This window comes from Lichenicoccus sp., from assembly GCF_965277665.1.
Lineage (GTDB): Bacteria > Pseudomonadota > Alphaproteobacteria > Acetobacterales > Acetobacteraceae > Lichenicoccus.
Map to the genome: position 1 here is coordinate 2,431,173 of NZ_OZ255835.1, position 22,615 is coordinate 2,453,787.

Here is a 22,615-nt window from a genome sequence, read left to right on the forward strand (position 1 = left end):
CTCAGGCCCCGCCCAGGACGACCCGCAGCTTCTGCGCCAGCTCGTCGCGGCGGTACGGCTTGTTCAGCACCGGCAGGCCCTGGCCGATGGTCTGTCCCGCGCCGGCATCGCCGACAGGGCCCGAGGTCAGCAGGACCTTCAGCCCGGGCCGAAGCTGCTGCGCATCGACCGCGAGCCTGGCGCCATCCATGCCGCCGGGCATCACCACGTCGGAGAACAGGATGTCGATCCGTTCGGGGCCGCGCAGATGTTCCAGCGCCTCGCTCGCATTGCGCGACACCACGACCTTGTAGCGCAGCTCTTCGAGGCTCTCGACCGCCATGCCGAGCACCTGCTCGTCATCCTCGACCAGCAGCACGGTATCGCCGCTGCAGGCGCGGCGCAGCGGCACCATGCTGGTCGCGGCATGACGCTCCTCGGCGACCGCATCGTCCGAGCGCGGGAAATACAGCCTGACACTGGTACCGGCGCCGGGCGTGCTGTCGATCATGACATCGCCGCCGGCGCTGCGCATGAAGCCATAGACCTGGCTCAGGCCGAGGCCGGAACCGCGTCCGACCTCCTTGGTGGTGAAGAACGGCTCGAACGCCCGGTGCAACGTGCCCGGCTCGAGGCCGGTGCCGGTATCGGTCACGCAGACCATCACGTACGCCCCCGGCGCGATGCCGCGAACGGCGACGGCCTCGGTCGCCAGGTACACATTGCCGCACTGCAAGCGGATCGTGCCGCCCGCTGGCATCGCATCGCGGGCATTGACGATCAGGTTCAGCACGGCGGACTCGAACTGCGCCGGATCGACGCGCACCGGACCCGCCGCCGGGTCGAGATCGAACTGCAGGTCGATCGCCTCGCCCGCGGCACGCCGCGCCAGGGCATGGAACTCGAGCAGCAGTCGGTTCGGGTTGAGCGTCTCCGGGCGCGCCATCTGCCGGCGCGAGAACGCCAGCAACTGCTGGGTCAGCTGCTCGCCGCGACGCGCCGCGATCATCGCCGTCTCGGCCAGCCGCACCACCCGGTCGGTCCGCTCCGGACGCCGGATCATCATGTCGAGGCAGCCGACGATCACCGTGAGCAGGTTGTTGAAATCGTGCGCGACGCCGCCGGTCAGCTGCCCGATCGCCTCCATCTTCCGCGCCTGGTGCAGCGCATCCTCGGTGCGGCGGCGATCGGTGGTGTCCATGACGATGCCGGCCATGCGCACCGGCTCGCCGCCCGGCGCATATTCGACCCGACCACGCGCATCGATCCAGCGCATGGCGCCGTCACCGCGGGTGATGCGGCATTCCAGTTCCAGGGTTCCGCTGCCGAGCGCCGTGTCGAACGCGCCGGCGGCCGCGTTACGATCCTCGCCCACGACATGATGCAGGAACGCGGAGCGGCCCCATGCCTGCCTCCGGCTGCCGTGCCAGGCCTGATCTCGTTGCGATCCCGCCTCGGACTCCGGGTCGAGGCCGAAGATGTGGTCGTGCCGCCGCGAGCGTCGGGCGGTGTCGGTGCGCAGGTCGAGGTCCCACGATCCCATGCCGGCGCTGTCGAGCGCGAACGCCAGCGTCTCGCGCGCCGCCTCAAGTTCGCCGGTGCGCTGCCGGACGCGCTGTTCGAGGGTCTCGTTGAGCTGCAGCAAGGCGGCGGCACTCTGCTCGCGTCCGAGCAGCAGGTCGCGCGCCTGGTACTGCCGGCGACGCGCCCGCAGCGCGGATCCGACCGCGCTGGCCAGGGTTTCCGCATTGATCGGCCCCTCGAGCAGCACGACGTTGCCAAGCTGGCCGAGGATCGTGGCCGATGTGGCCGAACGCGGGCCGGACTGTCGCGTCGCCAGCACGATGAACCCCAGGTCCGACCACGGCAGCTGCCCGGCGATCCAGTCGAGCACCGGCCGCAGATCGGCACCGAGCAGCGTCTCCTCGGTCACCACGACCCCGCCGATCTCGCCGTCGAGGCTGGCGCGCAGGGCGGCGAGGTCGGCGCAGACGATGCCCGCGACGCCGGCACGCTGCAGCACCTGGCCGATGATGCCGGCATCGCGTCCGTGCGGGGCAAGGATGGCGACGTGCTGCGACACCCCGGGCAACCCCGCGCTCAGGCCGCCGCACCCATGCGCCGCTCCGGCGTCGCCGCGCGCTGCGCGAAGACGTCGGGACTGAAGACGTGGGGACTGTCGTCGGGGCCCTGGATGCCGGTCGCGGCCCGCGCCGCGTCTGCAGGACCGTTCGATGTCATCTCGGGCATGGTTGATCCGTGGCTTGCACAGCCGCGCGACCTAGCACACGGCCGCGGCCTTCAACAGGTGCCGATTTCTCAGAGCCTGTTTGCAAACGCGTGCTGCTGGCGATCCCCCGCTTTCTAAGCCCGGGCGCCTTTCCTGCGGACCGCTCTCATCCAGCATCAGGGGTTTTCAAACAGGCTCTCAGCCCTTGCTCTTGATCCACCACTTGACGGGCTGCGGCTCCCGGGTGCTGGCCCTGGACTTGGCCTGCTGGGGCGTGGCCTGCTGGCGGCGCACCTTCGGCACCCGAACGGCGGCCGGACCCTCGGGCCGCGGCACCAACGCAGGCTCGGGCGCCGCCGGTCTGGTCGCGGCCGGTGCCGCCGCTGCGGCCTGGACCCGCCCCACGGCCATAGGACCCGCGTCGTCCTGCGCCGCCCGGGCCGCCGACCGCGCCTCGTTCAGGTCGAGTTCCAGATGCGCCAGACGGGTCTGCAGGCCCTGCAAGGCGAGCCGTGTCTCGTGCAACGAGCGCTCGGCCTCCTCGCGAACCCGCCGCTCGCGCGCCAGCTCGTCGCGCAGCGCATCGAGCGCCGAGCGGCCCTGGTCGGCCCGGCCCTGGTCGCTGATGTCGTGATATCCGGGCCGGTCGCGCCCGGCATATTCGACGACGACATCGCCATCCTGGACAAAGGCCGGCCGTTTGAGCTTGTGCATCGGCGCCGCGGCGCGGCGCTGGTTGCCGCCGTTCTGACCGCCGCCGTGGCCGCCGCCGTGGCCGACACTTCCTGGGCGGAACGGGTCCAGCGAATCGCGCCCCGGCTCCGGGCGGCGCGCCTCGGCGTCGTCGTGGCTGGCGCCGCGTCCGAGGCGGGCCAACGCCTGGCGGACGCCTTCCTCGGACAAGGCGGTTTCGGACGCGGCGTCCTCGGGGGATGCGCCGCGCAAGACAAGCTTATCAGGCAAGCTGGATCCTATCGAACTTGAATAAAAACATAGAATTCATCTCGACCAGCGGCATGATGACGTCGATCGGACCGCCACCCTGGCGGAGAACCCTGACCCACATCACGTTCGCGTTGCGGACGAATACTTGCTCGATAGCAGCAATCCACCGCGAGGACAACAACACGCCCGGCGAGTCTGCCTCAGGGCCGACGGACCGGGATCGGCGGCGCCTCGATCAGCCGGCGATAGAGGTGCCAGGTCGCGTGCCCGAGCACCGGGATCACCACCGCGAGCCCCACGAACAGCAGCAGGCCGCCGAGCAGCAGCAAGACGGCGACGATCAGGCCCCACAGCAGCATCGTCGCCGGGTTGCGCGCCATGGCGGCAAGCGAGGTGCGTATCGCGGTGGCGACGTCGACGTTACGGTCAAGTATCATCGGGAACGAGACGACGCTGATCGACAGCGTCAGGATCGCGAACAGCAGACCCATGAAGTTGCCGAGAACGATCAGGGCAATGCCGGCACCGCTGACCATCTGATACAGCATCTCGGACATCGAGTTCATGCTGTCCTCGTCGAACAGCGCCGTATAGGTCGACCGCGCCACCACCATCCACAGCATGAATATGACCAGAAGCACCAGCGCCATCTGGATGATGTGCGGCAGGGAGTTCGACCGCAGGACCGCGAAGGCGTCGCGCCAGGAGACCGGCAGGTTGCGTTCGCGCCGCCGGCTGATCTCGTACATCCCGAGTGCCGCGACCGGCCCGACGAGGGCGAAGCCGGTCGCCATCGGATAGAACAGCGGCAGCACCCGATAGCCGGCGGTGAGCTTGGCGGCGAGGATGGCGACCACCGGGTAGATCACGCAGATGAAGGCGAGCTGGGTCGGCACCTGTCGGAAATCGTCGAAGCCGTCACGCAAGGCCGCGACAAGGTCGGCGGGCGAAATCCGCCGGATGACGATACCGGCCGCCGGGTTCCGCTCACGCCGCGCACTCAGGGAAACACCCATCACGCACTCCGTCTCGACTGGGAGAGGCTCCCGGACCGTCGGTCCGAAAAATCAACGGCACTAACCTAGCATTGTTCCGTAATGGCGCCAAAACCGACTGCGCCGGGCTCGGGCTGCAGCGCGTCGATCACGGAGTTGGCACGCGGCTGCCACAGCCCGAGCGCGATCGCATCCCTGAAGCGTGCCCGCATGTCCTCCCGGGCAGCCGGATTGCTCCGGTGCAGGAAGTCGTCGACCGCGGGATCGGCCAGCGTGGCTGCGAACACCAGCTCGTACTGGCGGTCGAGCCGCTCGGGCAGCGTGCGCCCGAACCCGTGCAGCCCGGCGAGGCCTCGGGCGATCTCGGCGGCGCCGCGATAGCCGTGCCGCATCATGCCGGCGATCCAGTCCGGATTGGCCAGCCGGCCGCGCACGACGCGCGCCACCTCCTCGGCGACGTGGCGTAGCCTGGGCGTGTCCGGCCGGGTGCTGTCGGCGTGATACAAGACGGGCGCATTGCCGAGCAGCGCGGCAGCGGCGGCAAAACCGCCCTCGTGCGCCGCGTAGTCCGGACTGTCGAGCAGGTCGGTCTCGGCATGGTCCTGCTGGTGCAGCAGCGCCTGGCTGGCGGCGACCCTGGCGGCAAAATCCCCGGCAGGCCCACCTCCGTCGGGACGCAAGGCGGCGATGTCGGCACCGGTATAGGCGGTGGAGGAGGCGTCGAGATAGGCCTGCCCGATCGCCTCGCGACCGGCATCGCCGAGCAGGGTTGCGGTGCCGGCGCCATACGCCCCCGCCGCCGGGCCGAAGATGCGCGCCGGCGCCGCCTCGCCGAGGGCCGCCAGCGGGTTGAACTCGGGGCTCTCGCCTCGCTTTGCCACCGCCCGCACCGCTTCGTCGAACAGCCGGATCTGCGCCTCGAAGCTGTCGCGGAACAGGCCCGAGATGCGCAGCGTCACATCGACGCGCGGGCGGTCGAGCAGCGCCAGCGGCACGATCTCGATGCCGGTGATGCGGCCCGAGGCCGCATGCCAGAGCGGCGTGGCCCCGATCAGCACCAGGGCCAGGGCGAAATCCTCGCCGCCGGTGCGCAGCGTGGTGCTGCCCCACAAATCGATCACCAGCGAGGACAGCTCCTCGCCGCTCTCCCGGCGGTGCCGCTCGAGCAGCAGCGACGCCATCCCGGCCGCCAGCACCATCGCACCCGGGGTCGGCACCGCGCGCGGATCGATCGCATAGAGGTTGCGCCCGGTCGGCAGCACGTCGAGCCGGCCGCGACTCGGGGCACCGGCCGGCCCGGCCGGCACGAAGCTTGCGTCCAGCGCCGCCAGCAGCGACGCCGCCTCGCCTTGCGCCGAGGCGGCGACGGCGGCCTCGAGCAGCACCGGGTCGGCACCCGGGTTGCCGGCGAGCAGGCCATCACGCAACGCCGGGAGCGAGGCCGGCGGCTCGCCGAACACGTGCAGCCCGTCGCGTATCTGCAGCTCCTTTACGTCGCATAGCCAGGCATCGAGCCGGGCCAGCGCCTGGTCGTCGTCGGGCTCGCGGTCGGCGCCGCTCTCGGCGAGCAGGCCGAGGTCGCCGGCGCGGGTCAGGATCTCGCCGCGGAGCATGGCGCCGCGCCTGCGGTCCAGCCCGTCGGCGGCGGCATAGTCGTCGATCAGCCGCTCCAGGACCCGCGCCGCCTCGCCCGGGCGCGCCGCACCCAGCGGCGGCGTCAGATGGCCGATGCAGACCGCGCCGAGCCGCCGCCGCGCCACCGCGGCCTCGCCGGGATTGTTCACGATGAACGGATAGATCACCGGCAGGCCGCGCAGCAGGGCGACCGGCCAGCACGCAGCCGACAACGCCGCCGCCTTGCCGGGCAGCCATTCCAGGGTGCCGTGCGTGCCGAGATGCAGCATCGCGTGCGCATCCAGTGACAGACGCAGCCAGAGCATGAAGGCGACGTAGGCGTGGCGCGGCGGGCTGTCGGCATCATGGTAGCCGCCCCTGCGGTCGGTGCGGCTGCCACGGTCTGGCTGCACCGCCACGACGACGTTGCCCAGCCGCAGGTGGCGCAGTTGGAAGCCGCCATCGACGCAGGCGGGATCGGTGTCCGGCGCGCCCCATGCGGTGTCGAGCGCGTCGTTCAGGGTGTCCGGCAGGGTCCGGCGCAATGCGCCGTACTCGGCTAGCGTGATGAACCGTGCCGGTGCCTCCTGGCACACCACGGCCGCGAGGGTGGCGGCATCGGGGGGTCGCGGCACGGCGTAGGACGCATCGTGCAGGCGGCCGAGGATCGAGCGCAGGCTGGCGAAGCTGTCCAGCCCGACCGCGTGCGCCTGCTGCCCGCCGATGCCGGGATAGTCGGACAGCACGATGGCGACGCGGCGCTCACCCGGACGGCTGGCGCCCAGGCGAGCCCAGCCGGCGGCGCGGTCGGCAGCGAGTGCGATGCCGTCCGCATCCGGCCGGTTGATCGTGCGGCCAGTACCCGGTTCGCACTGATCCCCCTCGGCCGCCTTGAACGAGATCGCGCCGGTGAGCAGCCGGCCGTCCAGCTCCGGCAGCACCACCTGCATGGCGAGGTCGGTCTGCGATAGCCCGCGGCTGCTCGCCAGCCACGCCTCTCGCGCGCCGACCGCCAGCACGACCTGCAGCACCGGCACCCCGGCCCGATCCAGCGGCGAGGTGCCGCTGGCGGCGTCTTTGGCGGAAAACGCGGTGGCACTCAGGATCACCGCCGGCCGCCACGCCAGCAGCCGCTGCCCGACGAGCGACGCCGCCTCCGCCTGCTTGAGGCTGCTGGCAAACAGCGCGCGCACCGACAGGCCACGCGCATGCAGCGCCTCGGCGAGGGCCCGCACCGCGTGCGTGTCGCCGGAGGCCAGGTGCGAACGGTAGAACAGGATCGCCGCGAGCGGTGCGCCCTCGCGCTGCAGGCCGGGCAACGGGAACTCGCCGGCTTCCGGCAGCGGCTCCGGTTCGGCCCCGTCATCCGCCCCGAGCCCCGCGAGATGGGCCGCCAGTGCCAGCGCGCAGGCTGCGTTGCGCGGACCGCCCTGGCGCAGGAACCCGTCCATGCGCGCCCACGTCGCCGCATCGACGGTGCTCCACTCGGCCAGCCGCGGATCACGCCGCTCGCAGCCGGGCAGCAGCAGCAGGGCGATGCCGTGCGCCCGGCAGTGCGACGCGACCTCCTCGACACCGTAGCGCCAGTAGTCGAGGCCGCCGAGCAGCCGGATCACCACGCAGCGCGCAGGGGCGACCACCTGCTCGACCAGCAGGTCCACCGACATCGGATGCCGCAGCCGCGCCAGGCTCTCCAGCCTGACCGCCGGCGCCGGTGCGCGTGGCGGCGCGGCCCGTTGCGCAGCCTGTTGCGCCGCCTGGGACCAGGCGCCGAGGTCGCTGTCCGAGAACGACAGGAACAGCAGCGGCGCCGCGGAGGGACCGGGGTCGTAGGCCGCCTCGGCCTCGTCGAGCGTCCGGCTCTCGCGGACCAGCAGGTGCAACGGGGTTGCCTCAGGCCGGCTGCAGCGACGCGGCCGACAACGCCCGCTCGATCGCCGGCCGGTCGAGGCCGCGGCAGCCGATCACCACGATGTGGCCGTCGCGTGGCTCGCCCGGGTTCCAGGTTCGGTCGAACTGGTGCCGGAACCGCGCGCCGACGCCCTGCACCGCGAGCCGCCGCGGCTTGCCGCGCACAGCGACGAACCCCTTCATGCGCAGGATGTCGTGCTCGGCCGCGACCTGCGCCAGCCTGGCCACCAGATGCTCCGGGGCGCCGATTTCGCCGACATCCACGACGAAACTCTCGAAATCGTCGTGCTCGTGGTCGGCATCGAGATCATGGTGCGACGGCCGCGCGTCGAGATCGTCCTGCGCCGACGCCTGCAAACCGAGCAGCACCGCCGGATCGATGCGCCCCTCGCTGGCGCGCAGGATTTTCACCGCGCGCGGGATCGCAGCGGCGATGCCGCTTTCCAGCGCTGCGCATTGCGCGTCGTCGAGCAGGTCGGTCTTGTTCAGCACCACGAGATCGGCGGACAGCAGCTGGTCCTCGTACACCTCGGACAGCGGGTTGTCGTGGTCGAGCGACGGGTCCTCGGCGCGCTGGCGGGCCACCGCCTGCGGATCGTCGGCGAACCGGCCGGCCGCCGCCGCCGGCGCATCGACCACGGTGATCACGCCGTCCACCGTCATGCGGGTGCGGATGCTGGGCCAGTTGAACGCGCGCAGCAGCGGCTTCGGCAGGGCGAGCCCGGAGGTCTCGATCACCACATGCTCGGGCGGGTTCGCGCGGTCGAGCAGGCGCTCCATCGTCGGCAGGAAATCGTCGGCGACCGTGCAGCACAGGCAACCGTTCGCCAGCTCGATCACGTCGTCGTCGGTGCAGCCCACGATGCCGCAACTGCGCAGCGTGTCGCCATCGATGCCCAGCGCGCCGAACTCGTTGACGATCACCGCGATGCGACGGCCGTTCCCATGCTCCAGCACATGACGCAGCAGCGTGGTCTTTCCGGCGCCGAGAAAGCCGGTGATGATGGTGGCCGAAACCAGGCTCATTCAATCGTGTCCAGTCAGCTGGGGCAGCGCCGGGATGCGGCCGTGCACCATGGTGGCGAGCGCCGGCGGACGCCGCGAGGGCATCACCACACCGGTCAAGGATGCGGCGTAGATCGCAGCGAAGTCGAGCAGGTCGGACGCATTCTCCAGATCCAGGCCGCCGAGCAGGTAGCTCCACTTGCCCGGCATGGCGATCGCCGCCGAACAGCCGCCAGCGCAGTTGGCCAGGCATTTCGCTTCATGCACGCGCACCCGTGCATCCTCGCGCGCCCGGGCCAGGGCGCGCAGGTGGGCATGGAGCAGCGCCCCGGGCGTGGCATCGCCCTCGCGGACCTCGCGGCCGGCGCGGCAGGTGGTGCAGACATGCAGGATCGCTTCGGTCATCGGCTGGTGGTGACGCTCCGGGGCTGCATGGCCTCGTCGGCCCGGCATGCTAAGACTAGGCTTCAGCTCCTCGCCCGGTCAAAGCCAGCCTCTTGCCAGCCCCCCCAGTTTCGCGCCTTGCCCCGGTGTCGCGCCTCACCCTCGTCCTCGGCGGCGCACGCTCGGGGAAGAGCGCGTATGCCGAGACCGTGCTGGCGGCAGCCCCGGCGCCCTGGCTGTACGTCGCGACCGGGCAGGCCCGGGACGACGAGATGCGGGCGCGTATTGCCGCCCACCGGGCCCGGCGCGCCGGCGGCTGGCAGACCGTCGAGGTGCCGCTGGCGCTGGGCGAGGCACTCGAGGACGCCGGCGCGATGCCGGCGCTGGTAGACTGCCTGACCCTGTGGCTGACCAACCTGCTGCTCGGCGAGCACGACGTGGCCGGGGCAACCGCGCGGCTCGAGGCAGCCCTCGGCCGGCGCGGCGCGCCGACGGTGCTGGTGGCGAGCGAGGTCGGCCTCGGCATCGTGCCGGAGAACGCCCTCGCCCGGCGCTTTTGCGACGCAGCCGGGCTGCTGCACCAGCGCCTGGCCCGCCTCTCGGATCACGTGGTGCTGGTGGCGGCGGGACTGCCGCTGGTCCTCAAGCAGGCCGCGACCTGACGATGGACGAGGCAGCCGACCGGCATCGCCGGAAAATGGAACATCGCAAGGCGGTGCAGGATCACGAGGTGGCCGGCAAGACCATCGCGCACAAGGGCCTGCTGATCGTGCATACCGGCCCCGGCAAGGGCAAGTCGACCGCGGCCCTCGGCCTGATGCTGCGCATGGTCGGACGCGGCCGGCGCACCGGAATGGTGCAGTTCATCAAGGGCGCCTGGGACACCGGCGAGCGGCGTGTGCTTGAAGGCTTCGGCGAGTTGGTCGAATGGCACACGATGGGCGAGGGCTTTACCTGGGAGACGCAGGATCGCGACCGCGACATCGCCGCCTGCGCGCAGGCCTGGGACACCGCGCGCGGCTTGCTGGCGCGCAGCGATCTTTCTTTGCTGGTGCTGGATGAACTCAATATCGCCCTGCGCTACGGCTATCTCGAGCTCGATACTGTGCTCGATGCGATCGCCCGGCGTCCGCCGATGCTGCATGTCGTGGTGACCGGCCGCAACGCAAGGCCGGCGCTGCTGGACGCCGCGGACCTCGTCACCGAAATGATGCAGGTGAAGCATCATTTCGCCGCCGGTGTGAAAGCCCAGGAAGGCATCGAATTCTGAAAGCCTGTTTGCAAACCCCTGCTGCTGGCGATCCGACGCGCCTTTCTTGCGCTCCGTTGCTCACGGCCCAGACGGCCGCTCCGCTCCGGTGCTCGGAAAGCCACGCCGGTCGCGGCTCTACGAGCCGCTCTCATCCAGCATCAGGCGTTTTCAAACAGGCTCTGATCGCGCGGGAGTGTCCACGATGCCGGCGCTGATGATCCAGGGCACCGGTTCGTCGGTCGGCAAGTCGACCATCGTGGCCGGGCTCGCACGCGCGCTGACCCGGCGCGGGCTGCGCGTGCTGCCGTTCAAGCCGCAGAACATGTCGAACAATGCGGCGGTGACCGTGGATGGCGGCGAGATCGGGCGCGCGCAGGCCTTGCAGGCGCGTGCCTGCGGCGTGGCGCCCGTGACCGACATGAACCCGGTCCTGCTGAAGCCGCAGAGCCAGGTCGGCGCGCAACTCGTGGTTCGCGGCCGGGTGCGCGGCAACTATCGCGCCCGCGAGTACCAGCTGCTCAAGCCGTCCCTGCTGCCGGTCGTGCTGGACAGCTTCGCGCGCCTGCTTGCGGCATCGGATCTCGTGCTGGTGGAAGGTGCGGGCAGCGCCTCGGAAACCAATCTGCGTGACGGCGACATCGCCAACATGGGGTTCGCGCGCGCGACCGGTACCCCGGTGGTCCTGCTCGGCGACATCGACCGCGGCGGCGTGATCGCGAGCCTGGTCGGCACCCGGACCGTGCTCGACGCCGACGATGCCGCCTGCATCAAGGGTTTCATCGTCAACCGCATGCGCGGCGACGCCTCGCTGTTCGATGCCGGCATGCGCACGATCGCCGACCATACCGGCTGGCTGCCGCTCGGCCTGGTGCCGTTCCTCGACGCGGTGCGGGCGCTCCCGGCCGAGGACGCCGCCGACCTGCACACGCAATCCTCCCCTGCCGAGGGCCTGCGCATCGCGGTGCCGATGCTCCCGGGCATCGCCAATTTCGACGACCTCGATCCGCTGCGCGCCGAGCCGGGTGTCGCGCTGGTCATGGTGCCGCCCGGCAAGCCGCTGCCTGCCGGCTGCGCCCTGGTGATCCTGCCCGGCTCCAAGGCGACGCTCGCCGATCTCGCCTTGCTGCGGGCAGAGGGCTGGGACATCGACCTGCAGGCGCACCATCGGCAGGGCGGCCGGATTCTCGGTCTGTGCGGCGGCTACCAGATGCTGGGCCGGCACCTCGCCGATCCCGACGGCATCGAGGGGCGGCCGGGCAGCGCGCGCGGCCTGGGACTGCTCCAGGTCGAGACCGTGCTGACGCCACACAAGCGGCTGTCGATGGTCTGCGGAACGACGATGGCGGCGGGCGAGCCGGTGCAGGGCTACGAGATGCACCTGGGCGTCACCCAAGGTGCCGATACCGACCGGCCGATGCTGCGCCTGCAGGATGGCAGGGCCGAGGGCGCCACCTCGCCGGACGGGCTGGTGAGCGGCACCTATCTGCACGGGCTGTTCCATGCGGATGCAGCGCGCCGGGGCTTCCTGCACCGGCTCGGCGTGGCGGTGGCGCCACGCGACCACGACGCCTGCGTGGAGGCGGCGCTCGATGCGCTGGCCGCGCATCTCGAGGCCCATGTCGATATCGAGGCCCTGCTGCGGATCGCTCAGAGCCGGCCGTAGGCCCGGCTGCTGGCGGGCACCGGAACCAGGGAGTAGCGCAGCGCGCCCCGCGAGAGGTCCGGGCGCCCGTCGGGGGTGACCGGCACCAGCACATGATCCTGCAGCATGGCGTAGGTCGAGATCTGGCTGTTCGGCAGGTTGTGCAGGTGCAGGATCGGCAGGCCGGATGCGGCATCGCGCGTGATGGTCCAGCGGTCGCCCCAGATCAGGTTGCGCTCGCCGATATAGTCGAGGGTCGTCTGCGGCTCGGTCGCCTGGATGTCGTACTCGCCCTGGATGTCGCCCGGATTGCCGTGCAGCACCAGGTCGACGAAGGACGGGTTGATCCCGAAGCCGGACGGCTGGCGCCCCTGCCAGTCCCCGAAGATCGGCCCGGTGGGACCGCAGCCGGCGAGCGCGGTCATGGCCGCGAGGGCCAAGGCCGTGCGGGTCAAACGGGGGATCGTGTTCATGACGTGTGCCTTGGGGCTGATGGGGGGCTGATCCGGGGAACGCCTGCGATGGCCTGCCGGCTCGGGCCGCCGCCTCGCACCTTGCCGGTCCATACCGACATGGGGCGCCATGGCGGATTTTCGACCTTGCGGCCCCAAGCGCGTGCTGGTCACGCGGGGGGGGGGGGAGCCCTGGTCTCAGTCCTCGCGAAAGGCGGAGGCCGGGTAGCCCTGCGCGAACAGCAGCGCGCGCAGATCGGCATGGTCGATGCGCGTCTCGATCGCCTGCGCCACCACCGGCCTGGCATGGTAGGCGACCCCCAAGCCCGCCTCGGCCAGCATGTCGAGATCGTTGGCGCCGTCCCCGACCGCCAGCGTCGCCGACAGCCGCAGGCCGCGGGCGGCGGCCAGTTCGAGCAGCCTGGCACGCTTGGCGCCGCGGCCCTGGATCGGCTCGCCGACCTCCCCGGTGAGCCGCCCGTCCGCCTCCAGCAGCGTGTTGGCGTGATGCTCGTCGAACCCGCAGCGCGCCGCGATCCTCGACGTGAACCAGGTGAAGCCGCCGGACACCAGGGCGCAACGCGCATTGTGCGCCCGCATGGTGGCGACCAGGGTGCGGGCGCCGGGTGCCAGCGCGGCCTCGCGCAGCACCAGCTCCAGCGCGCCGGTTTCCAGCCCACGCAGCAGGGCGACCCGGGTTTGCAGCGCCTCGGCGAAATCGATCTCGCCGTTCATGCTGCGCCGGGTGATGGCGGCGACCTGCTCGCCGACCCCGGCGTGGGCGGCGAGGTCGTCCAGCGTCTCCGAGGTGACGATGGTGCTGTCCATGTCGGCCACCAGCAGCCCCTTGCGTCGCCCGCGGGCGCGGGTGATCAGCACATCGACCGCCTGTCCGGTGAAGGCCGCACGCAGGACCGCGGGGCTGGGCTGGCTGAAGGCGTGCGCCGGGCATGGAATGTCGACGGCCTCGCCCGGCGACAGGATGCGCGGCTCGCCGCCGCCGACCATCTCGCGCGCCACCCGGATCATCGCCGGCGTCAGCGTCGACGCCTTGCGATCGGCGACCAGGGTGAGGATACGGGGGAACGCCATGGTCGGGCGTTTCGCAGGGATGGCCTCTTGAAGCAAGCAGCCCCGGATGGTTTGCCGCCGTGTCACAGCGACATCGAAGGCGACGCGCTGATCGTCGCCGGGCCGACCTGCAGCGGCAAGTCGGCGCTCGCACTCGCACTCGCACGGGCACTCGGCGGCATCGTGATCAACGCGGATTCCATGCAGGTGTATCGCGAGTTGCACGTGCTGACCGCGCGTCCCACCGCGGCGGACGAGGCGCTCTGCCCGCACCGCCTGTACGGCGTGCGGGCCGCCTGCGAGCCGGGCAGCGTCGCCTGGTGGCGGACCGAGGCGCTCGCGTGCCTGCGCGAGGCCTGGGCCCAGGGCCGGCTGCCGATCCTGTGCGGCGGCACCGGGCTGTATTTCCGCGCCCTCACCGACGGGCTCGCCGCCATCCCCGACGCTGGTGCCGCGGCCCGCACGGAAGCGCGCGCCTTGCTGGCGGCGATCGGGCCTGCCGCGCTGCACGAGCGCCTGCAGGCGCTCGACCCCGACACTGCCGCGGGCATCCGCGCCAGCGACGGGCAGCGTCTCGCACGCGCCTGGGAGGTGCTGGCCGGCACCGGACAAGGACTGTCCGCCTGGCAGCGCGTCCCCGGGCTGCCGCCGGCGCCGGCGCGATTTGCCGCCCTGCGGCTCGCTCCGCCGCGCGCCGAGCTCAGGGCGGCGATCGCCGAGCGGTTTTGCGACATGCTGGCGCAGGGCGCGCTGGACGAGGTCGCAGCACTTCTGGCGCTCGGCCTGCCGGCGTCGCTGCCGGCGATGCGCGCGCACGGCGTGCCCGAACTGGCCGGCGTGCTCCGCCACGGCGACCGCCTGGAGGACGCCGCGCGGCGTGCGGTGCTGGCGCAGGGCCAGTACACCAAGCGGCAGGCCACCTGGTTTGCGCATCACCGGCTGGCCGTTGCCCAACGCAGCGACATAATCACACAGCGTATCGCGAATATGACGCAACTTCCGAGAATAAGATGGCAAGAAATCTTATCATTTGTTCAATCCCGCGTTGACGCGCCACGCGAAGCGCGCCCATAACCCGGCACCGCGCCCACCCCGGCCGCTTTTGGGGGGCGCGCCGTTTGGAGAACGCCATGAACGCGACCACCGATCCGGGGGACCGCCGCCACCAGGCCAGCCAGGGCAGCGAGGCCGTCTCGACGCCGACGCTGAACGGCGCCGAGGTGCTGCTTCGGGTCCTGCAGGAGCAGGCGGTCGAGGTCGTGTTCGGCTATCCCGGCGGCGCGGTGCTGCCGATCTACGACGCGCTGTTCAAGCAGAACTCGATCCGCCACATCCTGGTCCGACATGAGCAGGCCGCGGTGCATGCCGCCGAAGGCTATGCGCGCTCGACCGGGCGGATCGGCGTGGTGCTGGTCACCAGCGGCCCGGGTGCGACCAACGCGGTGACCGGTCTGGTCGACGCGCTGATGGACAGCATCCCCCTGGTGTGTCTCACCGGCCAGGTGCCGACGCACATGATCGGCAACGACGCCTTCCAGGAAGCCGACACCACCGGCATCACCCGGCCGGCCACCAAGCACAACTACCTGGTCAAGCGCGCCGGCGACCTCGCGCGCACCGTGCACGAGGCCTTCTACGTGGCAGCCAGCGGCAGACCCGGCCCTGTCGTCGTTGACTTACCGAAAGACATCATGGTCGGACCGGCGGACTATGCGCCGGCCTCGACCGCGCCGCATCGCTCGTATCGCCCGGTCACCGAGCCGCGTCCGGAAGCGATCCGGCAGGCGGTGGCGCTGATCAAGCGGGCGAAGCGGCCGCTCTTCTATACCGGCGGTGGCGTGATCAACTCCGGTCCCGCCGCCGCCGAGGCGCTCGGGCGGCTGGTGCGGCTGACCGGCGCTCCCTGCACCTCGACCCTGATGGGGCTCGGCGCCTATCCGAGCACCGATCCGCAGTTCCTCGGCATGCTCGGCATGCACGGCACCTTCGAGGCCAACCTGGCGACGCACGGCTGCGACGTGCTGGTCAATCTCGGCGCCCGCTTCGACGACCGCGTCACCGGGCGGCTGGATGCGTTCTCGCCCGGCTCGGCCAAGATCCATGTCGATATCGACCCGTCCTCGATCAACAAGATCGTGCCGGTGGATATCGCCGTGGTCGGCGATGCCGGACGCGCCATCGCGCTGATGATCGAGGCCTGGCATGCCGACCCGGCCGAGCCGGACCGCGCAGCGCTCGCGGCCTGGTGGCGGCAGATCGACGCCTGGCGCGGCATCGACAGCCTGCGCTACACGCAGGACCCCTCGCCGTCCGCGATCATCAAGCCGCAGCATGCGGTGAAGCGGCTGTACGAACTGGCGCGCGACACCGGCCGCGACTGCTTCGTCACCACCGAGGTCGGCCAGCACCAGATGTGGGCGGCGCAGTATTTCGCGTTCGACAGGCCGAACCGCTGGATGACCTCCGGCGGCCTGGGCACGATGGGCTACGGGCTGCCGGCCGCGGTCGGCGTGCAGGTGGCCCATCCCGGCGCGCTGGTCATCGACATCGCCGGCGAGGCCAGCACGCTGATGAACATCCAGGAGCTCGGCACGATCTGCCAGTACCGCCTGCCGGTGAAGCTGTTCATCCTGAACAACCGCTACATGGGCATGGTGCGCCAGTGGCAGGAGCTGCTGCATGGCAGCCGCTATTCGGAGAGCTACAGCGAGGCGCTGCCGGACTTCGTCAAGCTTGCCGAGAGCTTTCACGGCACCGGCATGCGCGCCACCTGCGTGGCCGAACTCGACGACACCATACGCGCCATGCTCGCGCATGACGGGCCGGTGATCGCCGACATCTGCGTCGACCAGGCGGAGAACTGCTTCCCGATGATCCCGTCGGGTGCGGCGCATAACGAGATGATCCTCGGGCCGGACCAGAACGAGCAGGCGGCAGCCATCACCAACGAAGGCATGATGCTGGTCTGACACCGACGGCTGCAGGACCTGTTTGCATGGCAAGCACTGACGAAGCCGAGATCACCGCCGTCATCTCGGTGCTGGTCGAGAACGAGGCCGGCGTGCTGGCGCGCGTCATCGGCCTGTTCTCCGGCCGCGGCTACAACATCGAGAGCCTGACCGTGGCGCCGGTCGAGGACGGCCGCAACCGCAGCCGGATCAACATCGTGACCTCGGGCACGCCGATGATCATCGAGCAGATCAAGGCCCTGCTCGATCGGCTGGTGCCGGTGCACCGGGTGGCGGACCTGACCAAGGACGGTCCGCACGTCGCGCGCGAGATGGCGCTGATCAAGGTGGTCTCGACCGGCGAGCTGCGTTCCGAGGCGCTGCGCATCGCGGACGCGTTCCGGGCGCGCCCGGTCGACACCACCACCGGCAGCTTCGTGTTCGAACTCACCGGCGCCACCGACAAGCTGGACGCCTTCATCGAGCTGATGCGTCCGCTCGGGCTGGTCGAGATCTCGCGCACCGGGATTGCCGCGATCGCGCGCGGTCCGCATACCATCTGATTTCGAGAGCAAGAGGAACAGCGCCCATGCGCGTGTACTACGACAGCGACGCCGACGTGAACCTGATCAAGAGCCGCAAGGTCGCGATCATCGGCTATGGCAGCCAGGGCCACGCGCACGCCAACAACCTCAAGGATAGCGGCGTCACCCAGCTTGCGGTGGCGCTGCGTCCGGGGTCCGCCGGCATCGCCAAGGCGGAGGCGGCCGGCCTGCGGGTGATGAACCCGGCCGAGGCTGCCGCCTGGGCCGACGTGGTGATGGTGCTCACGCCGGACGAACTGCAGGGCGACCTGTATGCCGAGCATCTGGCCCCGAACCTCAAGCAGGGGGCCGCGATCGCGTTCGCGCATGGGCTTGCGGTGCATTTCAGGGTCATCGAGCCGCGGCCGGACCTGGACGTGTTCATGATCGCCCCCAAGGGGCCCGGCCATACCGTGCGCTCGGAGTACCAGCGCGGCGGCGGCGTGCCGTGCCTGGTGGCCGTGGCGCAGGATCCGTCCGGCAACGCGCTGGAGATCGCGCTCTCGTACGCCAGCGCCGTCGGCGGCGGACGTGCCGGCATCATCGAGACCAGCTTCCGCGAGGAATGCGAGACCGACCTGTTCGGCGAGCAGACGGTGCTGTGCGGTGGCCTGGTCGAGCTGATCCGGGCCGGGTTCGAGGTGCTGGTGGAGGCGGGCTACGCGCCAGAGATGGCGTATTTCGAATGCCTGCACGAGGTGAAGCTGATCGTCGACCTGATCTACGAGGGCGGCATCGCCAACATGAACTACTCGATCAGCAACACCGCCGAATACGGCGAGTATGTCACCGGCCCGCGCATCATCACCGCCGAGACCAAGGCGGAGATGAAGCGGGTGCTGCACGACATCCAGAGCGGCAGCTTCACCCGCAACTGGCTGCTGGAGAACAAGGTCGGCCAGGTCGGCTTCAAGGCCACGCGGGCCCGCGCCAACCAGCACCAGATCGAGGAGGTCGGCGAGAAGCTGCGCGCGATGATGCCCTGGATCGGCAAGAACCGGCTGGTCGACAAGACCCGGAACTGAGGCGGAGCCCTGGCATCGACGGTTGTTCGCTTGCCAGGGCTTGTGGCATATTTGCACATCAACCGTTCTCCGAGCCCTGGTGGTGAGAGATCGATGCGAAACGAGATCATCCCGAACCTGCGCTACGCGAACGCGCCCGGCGCCATCGACTTCCTCTGCAACGCCTTCGGTTTCGAGCGCCGGGCGGTCTATCTCGATGAACGAGATGCCACGGTGATCCAGCATGCCCAGCTGACCTGGGCCGACCGGATGTTGATGGTCCACAGCATCAACGACACGGAGTTCGCGCGGGCCGCGAACATGCGGACCGTGTTGCAGGCGGGTGGCCCCACCATCGGGCTCTACCTCATCGTCGAGGACGTGGATGCCCACGCGGATCGGGCGCGCAGCGCGGGGGCGGACATCTTCCTCGGGCCGGTGGATCAGCCCTACGGAGGACGCGGGTATTCCGCCCGCGATCCCGAGGGGAATGTCTGGAGCTTCGGCAGCTACGATCCGTGGGCCACGACCGGGGTCACCTGATCGACCGGACCGCGCTGCGGGTCTCAGCTATCGAGATGGTCCGCAGCAGTGGACGCCGATGACGCCCGGCCGGCGGCGGTTTCGTCCCGCACAATCCGGTAGCCGGCGCGGCTCAGCGAACGGATGCCCAGCAGGTCCAAGCCCGGCACGGCATCGCGTATCGCCATCAGGTCGTCATGGCTCAGATCCGCAGTCATGGTGTCGGGCATTACAATGATCCGTTCGATCCGGTGGTGTGTTCGCGGCCGGTCAGTCGATAACGGCGCCGGTCGGGAAGCGTTGCACGACGGCCGCGGTCAGGGCAACCGGGCGCTCCGCAGGGCGGCTTGCAGCCGCGCCCATGCCATCGCGTCGCCCGGCAGCCCGAACCGCAGCAGGTTCGGGTCATCGTCGAAACGGCGGACGAGCAGCCCGGCCTCGCCCAGATGCCGATGCAAGGCCGCCGCCCCGCGCCCGCAATACAGCCGGAACAAGGCGGTGCCCCCCTGGCCACGAAACCCATGCCGCAGCAGCAGCCGGTCCAGATCCGCCCCGTCCCGCCGCAGCCGGTCGGCCATCGCTGCGCGCCAGGCCGTATCCGCCAGCGCGACGCGGGCCGCCTGTATCGCAACCCCGCTGATCGCCCAGGGGCCGAAGGCGGCGCGCAGCCGTCCGGCCAGTCCAGCCGACGCCAGGATGAAGCCGAGCCGGATCCCTGCCAGGCCGTAGCTCTTGCCGAACGAGCGCAGCACCAGCAGGCCCGGATGCGGCAGGCAGGAGCCGAGGCCGGTCATGTCCGGCTCGAGATCGACGAACGCCTCGTCGCAGATCAGCACGCCGCCCTGCTCGGATTGCGCCGATGCCAGCGCGAGCAGACGGCCGGGCGGCAGCCGCCTTCCGTCTGGATTGTTCGGGTTGCACAGGATCGCGGCGGTGCCGGGCTGCAGGGCGTTGCTGGCGAACGCTTCGATCCCGTAAGCGACCTCGACCGGGAGGCCGGCATTGTCCCAGCCGGCGCGGTGCTCTGCATAGGTCGGCGCCAGGATCGTGGCAGCCCGGCACCCGAGCAGGTAGGGCAACAGGCTGATCGCGATCTGCGTGCCTGGCGTTGCCACCACCATGCCGGGATCGGCAACCCCGTAGCAGGCGGCGGCCACTGCCTGCACGCGCAGGATGTCCTCGGGCTCCGGCAGCCGCGCCAGGGCGTCCGGGCCGATCGGCCCGATCGGGTAGGCATGCGGGTTGATCCCGGTCGAGAGATCGATGAACGGCGCCGGCGCCGATGCAAACAGGCGCCGCGCCTCGATCAAGCGGCCGCCATGTGCGATGCCGGTCGGCATGCTGGACGGAGGACCTTGGACCACCATCGGGATTGTACTGTGTGGTCTGGTGATCGAAGGCATCCTCGGCTACCCGGCCCCGCTGTTCCGCCTGTGGCGCCACCCGGTGGTCTGGATCGGCGGCCTGATCGGCTGGCTGGACGGGAGGCTCAATCGCGACAGTTTGCGGCAAGGGCAGCGCCGGCTCAACGGCGTCCTCGCCTTGCTGCTGATCGCGGGCATTCCGGCCCTCGTCGCGGCGCTGGCGCAGGCCCTGGCCCTGCACTGGCTGCCACGTCCGGTCGCGGTGCTGCTATGCGGTGCGGCGGCGAGCAGCCTGCTGGCTCAGCGCAGCCTGTCCAGCCACGTGCGGGCGGTGGCGAGCGGCCTCGAAGCGGACGGCCTTGCGGGCGGCCGCGCCGCGGTGTCGCACATCGTCGGACGCGACCCGGATAGCCTGGACGCGCCCGCGGTGGTGCGCGCCGCGATCGAGAGCCTCGCCGAGAACTTCTCCGACGGCGTGACGGCTCCGCTGCTCTGGTGCGTCCTGCTCGGCCTGCCGGGCATCGCCGCCTACAAGGCGATCAACACCGCCGACAGCATGATCGGCCATCTGAGCCCCCGGCATCACGCCTTCGGCTGGGCCTCGGCGCGCCTGGACGATCTGGTGAACCTGCCGGCCTCGCGGCTGGCCGCGGCCTGGATCGCGCTGGCCGCTCCCGGACGCGCTTGGTCAAGCTTGCGCATCGTGCGGCGCGATGCCGGCCGGCACCGCTCGCCGAATGCCGGCTGGCCGGAAGCGGCGATGGCCGCAAGCCTCGGGATCCGCCTCGCCGGGCCGCGCGACTATGCCAGCGGTCGCGTCGAGGATCCCTGGCTCGGCGACGGCGACCGGCCGGCCAGTCTCGCCGATCTTCGGCGCGCCCTGGTGCTGTACCGGCGCGCCTGCACGATCCAGTTGCTGGCCACGGCCGCCTTGCTCGGCGTTGTGGCGTTCGCTTGACCGGCGCCGGAAAGCCGCCTTGTCTCGCCGGCATGCCCCCGCCTTGCCCACCGCCGTTCGATGACGGGTTCCGCCGGCACCTGCACACGCTGTTCTGCTGGCGGCGCGACGTCAGGCATTTCCGCACCGATCCGCTGCCCGCTCTGCTGCAGGCACGGCTGCTGGCGAGCTGTGCCCTGGCGCCCTCGGTCGGGTTGAGCGAGCCGTGGCGGCTGGTCGCGGTCGACGACCCGGACCGGCGTGCGGCGGTACGACGCAATTTCCTCGCCAGCAACCATCTGGCGCAGCAGGCCGTGCAGGCCGGCCGAGCGCAGGACTATGCCCGGCTCAAGCTCGCCGGGCTCGATCAGGCGCCGTGGCATCTTGCGGTGTTCTGCGAGTCCGATCCGGCTCAGGGCGGCGGCCTCGGGCGGCAGAGCATGCCCGAGACACTCGCCTTTTCCGCCGTGATGGCGATCCACACGCTCTGGCTGGCGGCGCGAGCCGAAGGCGTCGGCCTCGGCTGGGTTTCGATTCTCGACGCCGGCACCATGACCTCCATCCTCGACGTGCCGCCGGAGTGGCGCTTCATCGCCTATCTCTGCCTGGGCTACCCGGCCGCCGAGGATGACGTGCCGGAGCTCGAGCGCGCCGGCTGGGAGGTCCGCGGCGCCTCGGGGGCGGCGGTTTTGCAGCGGTAGGCCAGCGACGTGACAGCGCGCCGTAACGGGTCTAGTCACGAATGAAGGTCGAATGACCGCGAAGCGGGGAGGATACAGATGCAACGACGGTCTTTCGTCGGGGGTGTTGGCGCGGCCGCTCTGGTGGCGTCGCTCGCGGCAGGCAGGTCGAGGGCGGCTGACCGCCCCTACACCGTGGCGCTGGTGCCGGGCCTCACCACCGACGCCTTCTACATCACCATGCATCGGGGCGCCGCGGCGGCGGCCCGCGCGTTGGGCGTCAAGCTGGTGTTCCAGGGCGCGCCGGCCTTCAATCCGGTGCAGCAGGTGCCGGTGCTGGATGCGGTGCTGGCCCGCCGGCCGGACGTGCTGCTGATCGCGCCCACCGACAAGACGCAGCTCATCGTGCCGCTGCGCAACGCCTTTTCCTCCGGCGTGCCGGTGATCACGGTCGATACCTATATCGGCACCGGCGTGTACCAGACCGGCAGCGGCAATGCCGACTTCCCGCTTGCCTATATCGCGTCGAACAATACGCTGGGCGGCGCGATCGCGGCCCGCGCGCTGGCAAAGGCGATCGGCGACCGCGGCCGCGTCTATGTCTCCAACATCGAGGCCGGGGTCTCGACCACCGACCAGCGCGAGGCCGGCTTCAAGCAGGAGATGGCGAAGCACCCGAACATCACCGTGCTGTCGACGCAGTTCAACGACGACGACGCCAACAAGGCGGCCTCCCAGGCGCAGTCGGTGCTGGCACGGCATTCCGACCTGGTCGGCGTGTTCGGCACCAACCTGTTTTCCGCCATGGGAGCCGGCAACGGCATCCAGCAGGGCGGCAGCGCCGGGCGCGTCAAGGTGGTGGCGTTCGATGCGCCGCAATCCATCGTCGGCAACCTGAAAAGCGGCCTGGTGGATATCGCGATCGCGCAGCATCCGGCCGAGATCGGCTGGTTCGGCGTGGCGGCGGCGTATGCGCACCTGACCGGGCAGTCGATCCCGCCGGCGATCGCCACCGGCTTCACCATCATCGACAAGGCCAACGTCGATGATCCGGCCACCAAGCAGTATCTCTATTCGGAATGACCGGATACCCGGA

The 22,615-nt window shown here is 70.6% G+C and carries 22 protein-coding genes; 11 read left to right on the plus strand and 11 right to left on the minus strand.

Annotated elements, in window-relative coordinates:
- Position 1: 1 nt before the first annotated feature.
- The 7 genes from ACQY4O_RS11220 to ACQY4O_RS11250 all read right to left on the minus strand — a co-directional run bounded on the left by ACQY4O_RS11220 (position 2) and on the right by ACQY4O_RS11250 (position 9,084).
- Positions 2 to 2,062 (minus strand): ATP-binding protein, encoded by a 2,061-nt coding sequence (locus ACQY4O_RS11220; protein WP_428376454.1) that lies wholly within the window; start codon positions 2,060 to 2,062, stop codon positions 2 to 4.
- A gap of 17 nt (positions 2,063 to 2,079) precedes the next feature.
- Positions 2,080 to 2,229, minus strand: a complete 150-nt coding sequence (locus tag ACQY4O_RS11225; RefSeq protein WP_428376455.1) for a hypothetical protein — start codon at positions 2,227 to 2,229, stop codon at positions 2,080 to 2,082.
- Between the two features lie 178 nt (positions 2,230 to 2,407).
- Positions 2,408 to 3,172: a hypothetical protein gene (locus tag ACQY4O_RS11230; protein ID WP_428376456.1), complete on the minus strand. Its 765-nt coding sequence runs from the start codon at positions 3,170 to 3,172 to the stop codon at positions 2,408 to 2,410.
- A 182-nt stretch (positions 3,173 to 3,354) separates the two neighbouring features.
- Entirely contained in the window at positions 3,355 to 4,170 is an 816-nt protein-coding gene (locus ACQY4O_RS11235) for a DUF2189 domain-containing protein (protein WP_428376457.1), read from the minus strand.
- Positions 4,171 to 4,235: 65 nt separating this feature from the next.
- Positions 4,236 to 7,646, minus strand: coding sequence for a cobaltochelatase subunit CobN (gene cobN, locus ACQY4O_RS11240; RefSeq protein ID WP_428376458.1), 3,411 nt, complete (start codon positions 7,644 to 7,646; stop codon positions 4,236 to 4,238).
- Positions 7,647 to 7,656: 10 nt separating this feature from the next.
- Positions 7,657 to 8,700, minus strand: a complete 1,044-nt coding sequence (gene cobW, locus ACQY4O_RS11245; RefSeq protein WP_428376459.1) for a cobalamin biosynthesis protein CobW — start codon at positions 8,698 to 8,700, stop codon at positions 7,657 to 7,659.
- On the minus strand, positions 8,701 to 9,084 hold the full coding sequence (locus tag ACQY4O_RS11250; RefSeq protein ID WP_428376460.1) for a DUF1636 family protein: 384 nt from the start codon (positions 9,082 to 9,084) through the stop codon (positions 8,701 to 8,703). It abuts the gene before it with no gap.
- A gap of 125 nt (positions 9,085 to 9,209) precedes the next feature.
- Here ACQY4O_RS11250 and cobU point away from each other — a divergent pair, with 125 nt between their 5' ends.
- The 3 genes from cobU to ACQY4O_RS11265 all read left to right on the plus strand — a co-directional run bounded on the left by cobU (position 9,210) and on the right by ACQY4O_RS11265 (position 11,978).
- Positions 9,210 to 9,725, plus strand: a complete 516-nt coding sequence (gene cobU, locus ACQY4O_RS11255; protein WP_428376461.1) for a bifunctional adenosylcobinamide kinase/adenosylcobinamide-phosphate guanylyltransferase — start codon at positions 9,210 to 9,212, stop codon at positions 9,723 to 9,725.
- A gap of 2 nt (positions 9,726 to 9,727) precedes the next feature.
- Positions 9,728 to 10,333: a cob(I)yrinic acid a,c-diamide adenosyltransferase gene (gene cobO, locus ACQY4O_RS11260; protein WP_428376462.1), complete on the plus strand. Its 606-nt coding sequence runs from the start codon at positions 9,728 to 9,730 to the stop codon at positions 10,331 to 10,333.
- Between the two features lie 184 nt (positions 10,334 to 10,517).
- Positions 10,518 to 11,978: a cobyric acid synthase gene (locus ACQY4O_RS11265; RefSeq protein WP_428376463.1), complete on the plus strand. Its 1,461-nt coding sequence runs from the start codon at positions 10,518 to 10,520 to the stop codon at positions 11,976 to 11,978.
- On the opposite strand, the gene ACQY4O_RS11270 is transcribed toward ACQY4O_RS11265, so the two are convergent.
- Positions 11,963 to 12,430, minus strand: a complete 468-nt coding sequence (locus ACQY4O_RS11270; protein ID WP_428376464.1) for a hypothetical protein — start codon at positions 12,428 to 12,430, stop codon at positions 11,963 to 11,965. The genes ACQY4O_RS11265 and ACQY4O_RS11270 overlap by 16 nt on opposite strands.
- A gap of 177 nt (positions 12,431 to 12,607) precedes the next feature.
- Entirely contained in the window at positions 12,608 to 13,501 is an 894-nt protein-coding gene (gene serB, locus ACQY4O_RS11275; RefSeq protein ID WP_428376465.1) for a phosphoserine phosphatase SerB, read from the minus strand.
- A 51-nt stretch (positions 13,502 to 13,552) separates the two neighbouring features.
- Here serB and miaA point away from each other — a divergent pair, with 51 nt between their 5' ends.
- The 5 genes from miaA (at position 13,553) to ACQY4O_RS11300 (ending at position 18,559) form a co-directional block, all read left to right on the plus strand.
- Positions 13,553 to 14,554, plus strand: coding sequence for a tRNA (adenosine(37)-N6)-dimethylallyltransferase MiaA (gene miaA / locus ACQY4O_RS11280; RefSeq protein WP_428378175.1), 1,002 nt, complete (start codon positions 13,553 to 13,555; stop codon positions 14,552 to 14,554).
- Between the two features lie 56 nt (positions 14,555 to 14,610).
- Positions 14,611 to 16,449 (plus strand): acetolactate synthase 3 large subunit, encoded by a 1,839-nt coding sequence (locus ACQY4O_RS11285; RefSeq protein ID WP_428376466.1) that lies wholly within the window; start codon positions 14,611 to 14,613, stop codon positions 16,447 to 16,449.
- A gap of 26 nt (positions 16,450 to 16,475) precedes the next feature.
- Positions 16,476 to 16,991 carry an acetolactate synthase small subunit gene (gene ilvN / locus ACQY4O_RS11290; RefSeq protein WP_428376467.1) on the plus strand — a complete coding sequence of 172 codons (516 nt, stop codon included), beginning with the start codon at positions 16,476 to 16,478 and terminating at the stop codon, positions 16,989 to 16,991.
- Between the two features lie 26 nt (positions 16,992 to 17,017).
- Positions 17,018 to 18,037 carry a ketol-acid reductoisomerase gene (gene ilvC / locus ACQY4O_RS11295; RefSeq protein WP_428376468.1) on the plus strand — a complete coding sequence of 340 codons (1,020 nt, stop codon included), beginning with the start codon at positions 17,018 to 17,020 and terminating at the stop codon, positions 18,035 to 18,037.
- Positions 18,038 to 18,130: 93 nt separating this feature from the next.
- A complete protein-coding gene (locus tag ACQY4O_RS11300) occupies positions 18,131 to 18,559 on the plus strand; it encodes a VOC family protein (protein WP_428376469.1) in 429 nt (142 codons plus the stop codon).
- 23 nt (positions 18,560 to 18,582) lie between these two features.
- Here the strand turns inward: ACQY4O_RS11300 and ACQY4O_RS11305 are convergent, their stop codons facing one another.
- Together ACQY4O_RS11305 and cobD are read right to left on the minus strand one after the other, a co-directional pair.
- Positions 18,583 to 18,768, minus strand: coding sequence for a hypothetical protein (locus ACQY4O_RS11305; RefSeq protein ID WP_428376470.1), 186 nt, complete (start codon positions 18,766 to 18,768; stop codon positions 18,583 to 18,585).
- Positions 18,769 to 18,855: 87 nt separating this feature from the next.
- A complete protein-coding gene (cobD, locus tag ACQY4O_RS11310) occupies positions 18,856 to 19,878 on the minus strand; it encodes a threonine-phosphate decarboxylase CobD (protein WP_428376471.1) in 1,023 nt (340 codons plus the stop codon).
- Between cobD and cbiB the strand changes: the two genes are divergently transcribed.
- From cbiB to ACQY4O_RS11325, 3 genes are all read left to right on the plus strand, one after another.
- The gene (gene cbiB, locus ACQY4O_RS11315; RefSeq protein WP_428376472.1) at positions 19,865 to 20,860 is read left to right on the plus strand and encodes an adenosylcobinamide-phosphate synthase CbiB; all 996 of its coding nucleotides are present in this window, start codon (positions 19,865 to 19,867) and stop codon (positions 20,858 to 20,860) included. The genes cobD and cbiB overlap by 14 nt on opposite strands.
- 32 nt (positions 20,861 to 20,892) lie before the next feature.
- Complete coding sequence (gene bluB / locus ACQY4O_RS11320) at positions 20,893 to 21,540, plus strand: 5,6-dimethylbenzimidazole synthase (RefSeq protein WP_428376473.1); 648 nt, start codon at positions 20,893 to 20,895, stop codon at positions 21,538 to 21,540.
- Positions 21,541 to 21,618: 78 nt separating this feature from the next.
- Entirely contained in the window at positions 21,619 to 22,602 is a 984-nt protein-coding gene (locus tag ACQY4O_RS11325) for an ABC transporter substrate-binding protein (RefSeq protein ID WP_428376474.1), read from the plus strand.
- Positions 22,603 to 22,615 lie beyond the last annotated feature (13 nt).

Bases quoted from the DNA above. Each gene is read 5' to 3' on its own strand.
- ACQY4O_RS11305 (WP_428376470.1), bottom strand. From the start codon at position 18,768: ATGCCCGACACCATGACTGCGGATCTGAGCCATGACGACCTGATGGCG.
- cbiB (WP_428376472.1), top strand. From the start codon at position 19,865: ATGCCGGTCGGCATGCTGGACGGAGGACCTTGGACCACCATCGGGATT.
- cobW (WP_428376459.1), bottom strand. From the start codon at position 8,700: ATGAGCCTGGTTTCGGCCACCATCATCACCGGCTTTCTCGGCGCCGGA.
- ACQY4O_RS11265 (WP_428376463.1), top strand. From the start codon at position 10,518: ATGCCGGCGCTGATGATCCAGGGCACCGGTTCGTCGGTCGGCAAGTCG.
- ACQY4O_RS11250 (WP_428376460.1), bottom strand. From the start codon at position 9,084: ATGACCGAAGCGATCCTGCATGTCTGCACCACCTGCCGCGCCGGCCGC.
- cobO (WP_428376462.1), top strand. From the start codon at position 9,728: ATGGACGAGGCAGCCGACCGGCATCGCCGGAAAATGGAACATCGCAAG.
- ACQY4O_RS11225 (WP_428376455.1), bottom strand. From the start codon at position 2,229: ATGCCCGAGATGACATCGAACGGTCCTGCAGACGCGGCGCGGGCCGCG.
- ACQY4O_RS11300 (WP_428376469.1), top strand. From the start codon at position 18,131: ATGCGAAACGAGATCATCCCGAACCTGCGCTACGCGAACGCGCCCGGC.
- bluB (WP_428376473.1), top strand. From the start codon at position 20,893: ATGCCCCCGCCTTGCCCACCGCCGTTCGATGACGGGTTCCGCCGGCAC.
- ilvN (WP_428376467.1), top strand. From the start codon at position 16,476: ATGGCAAGCACTGACGAAGCCGAGATCACCGCCGTCATCTCGGTGCTG.
- ACQY4O_RS11285 (WP_428376466.1), top strand. From the start codon at position 14,611: ATGAACGCGACCACCGATCCGGGGGACCGCCGCCACCAGGCCAGCCAG.
- ACQY4O_RS11235 (WP_428376457.1), bottom strand. From the start codon at position 4,170: ATGGGTGTTTCCCTGAGTGCGCGGCGTGAGCGGAACCCGGCGGCCGGT.
- cobD (WP_428376471.1), bottom strand. From the start codon at position 19,878: ATGCCGACCGGCATCGCACATGGCGGCCGCTTGATCGAGGCGCGGCGC.
- ilvC (WP_428376468.1), top strand. From the start codon at position 17,018: ATGCGCGTGTACTACGACAGCGACGCCGACGTGAACCTGATCAAGAGC.
- serB (WP_428376465.1), bottom strand. From the start codon at position 13,501: ATGGCGTTCCCCCGTATCCTCACCCTGGTCGCCGATCGCAAGGCGTCG.
- ACQY4O_RS11270 (WP_428376464.1), bottom strand. From the start codon at position 12,430: ATGAACACGATCCCCCGTTTGACCCGCACGGCCTTGGCCCTCGCGGCC.
- ACQY4O_RS11325 (WP_428376474.1), top strand. From the start codon at position 21,619: ATGCAACGACGGTCTTTCGTCGGGGGTGTTGGCGCGGCCGCTCTGGTG.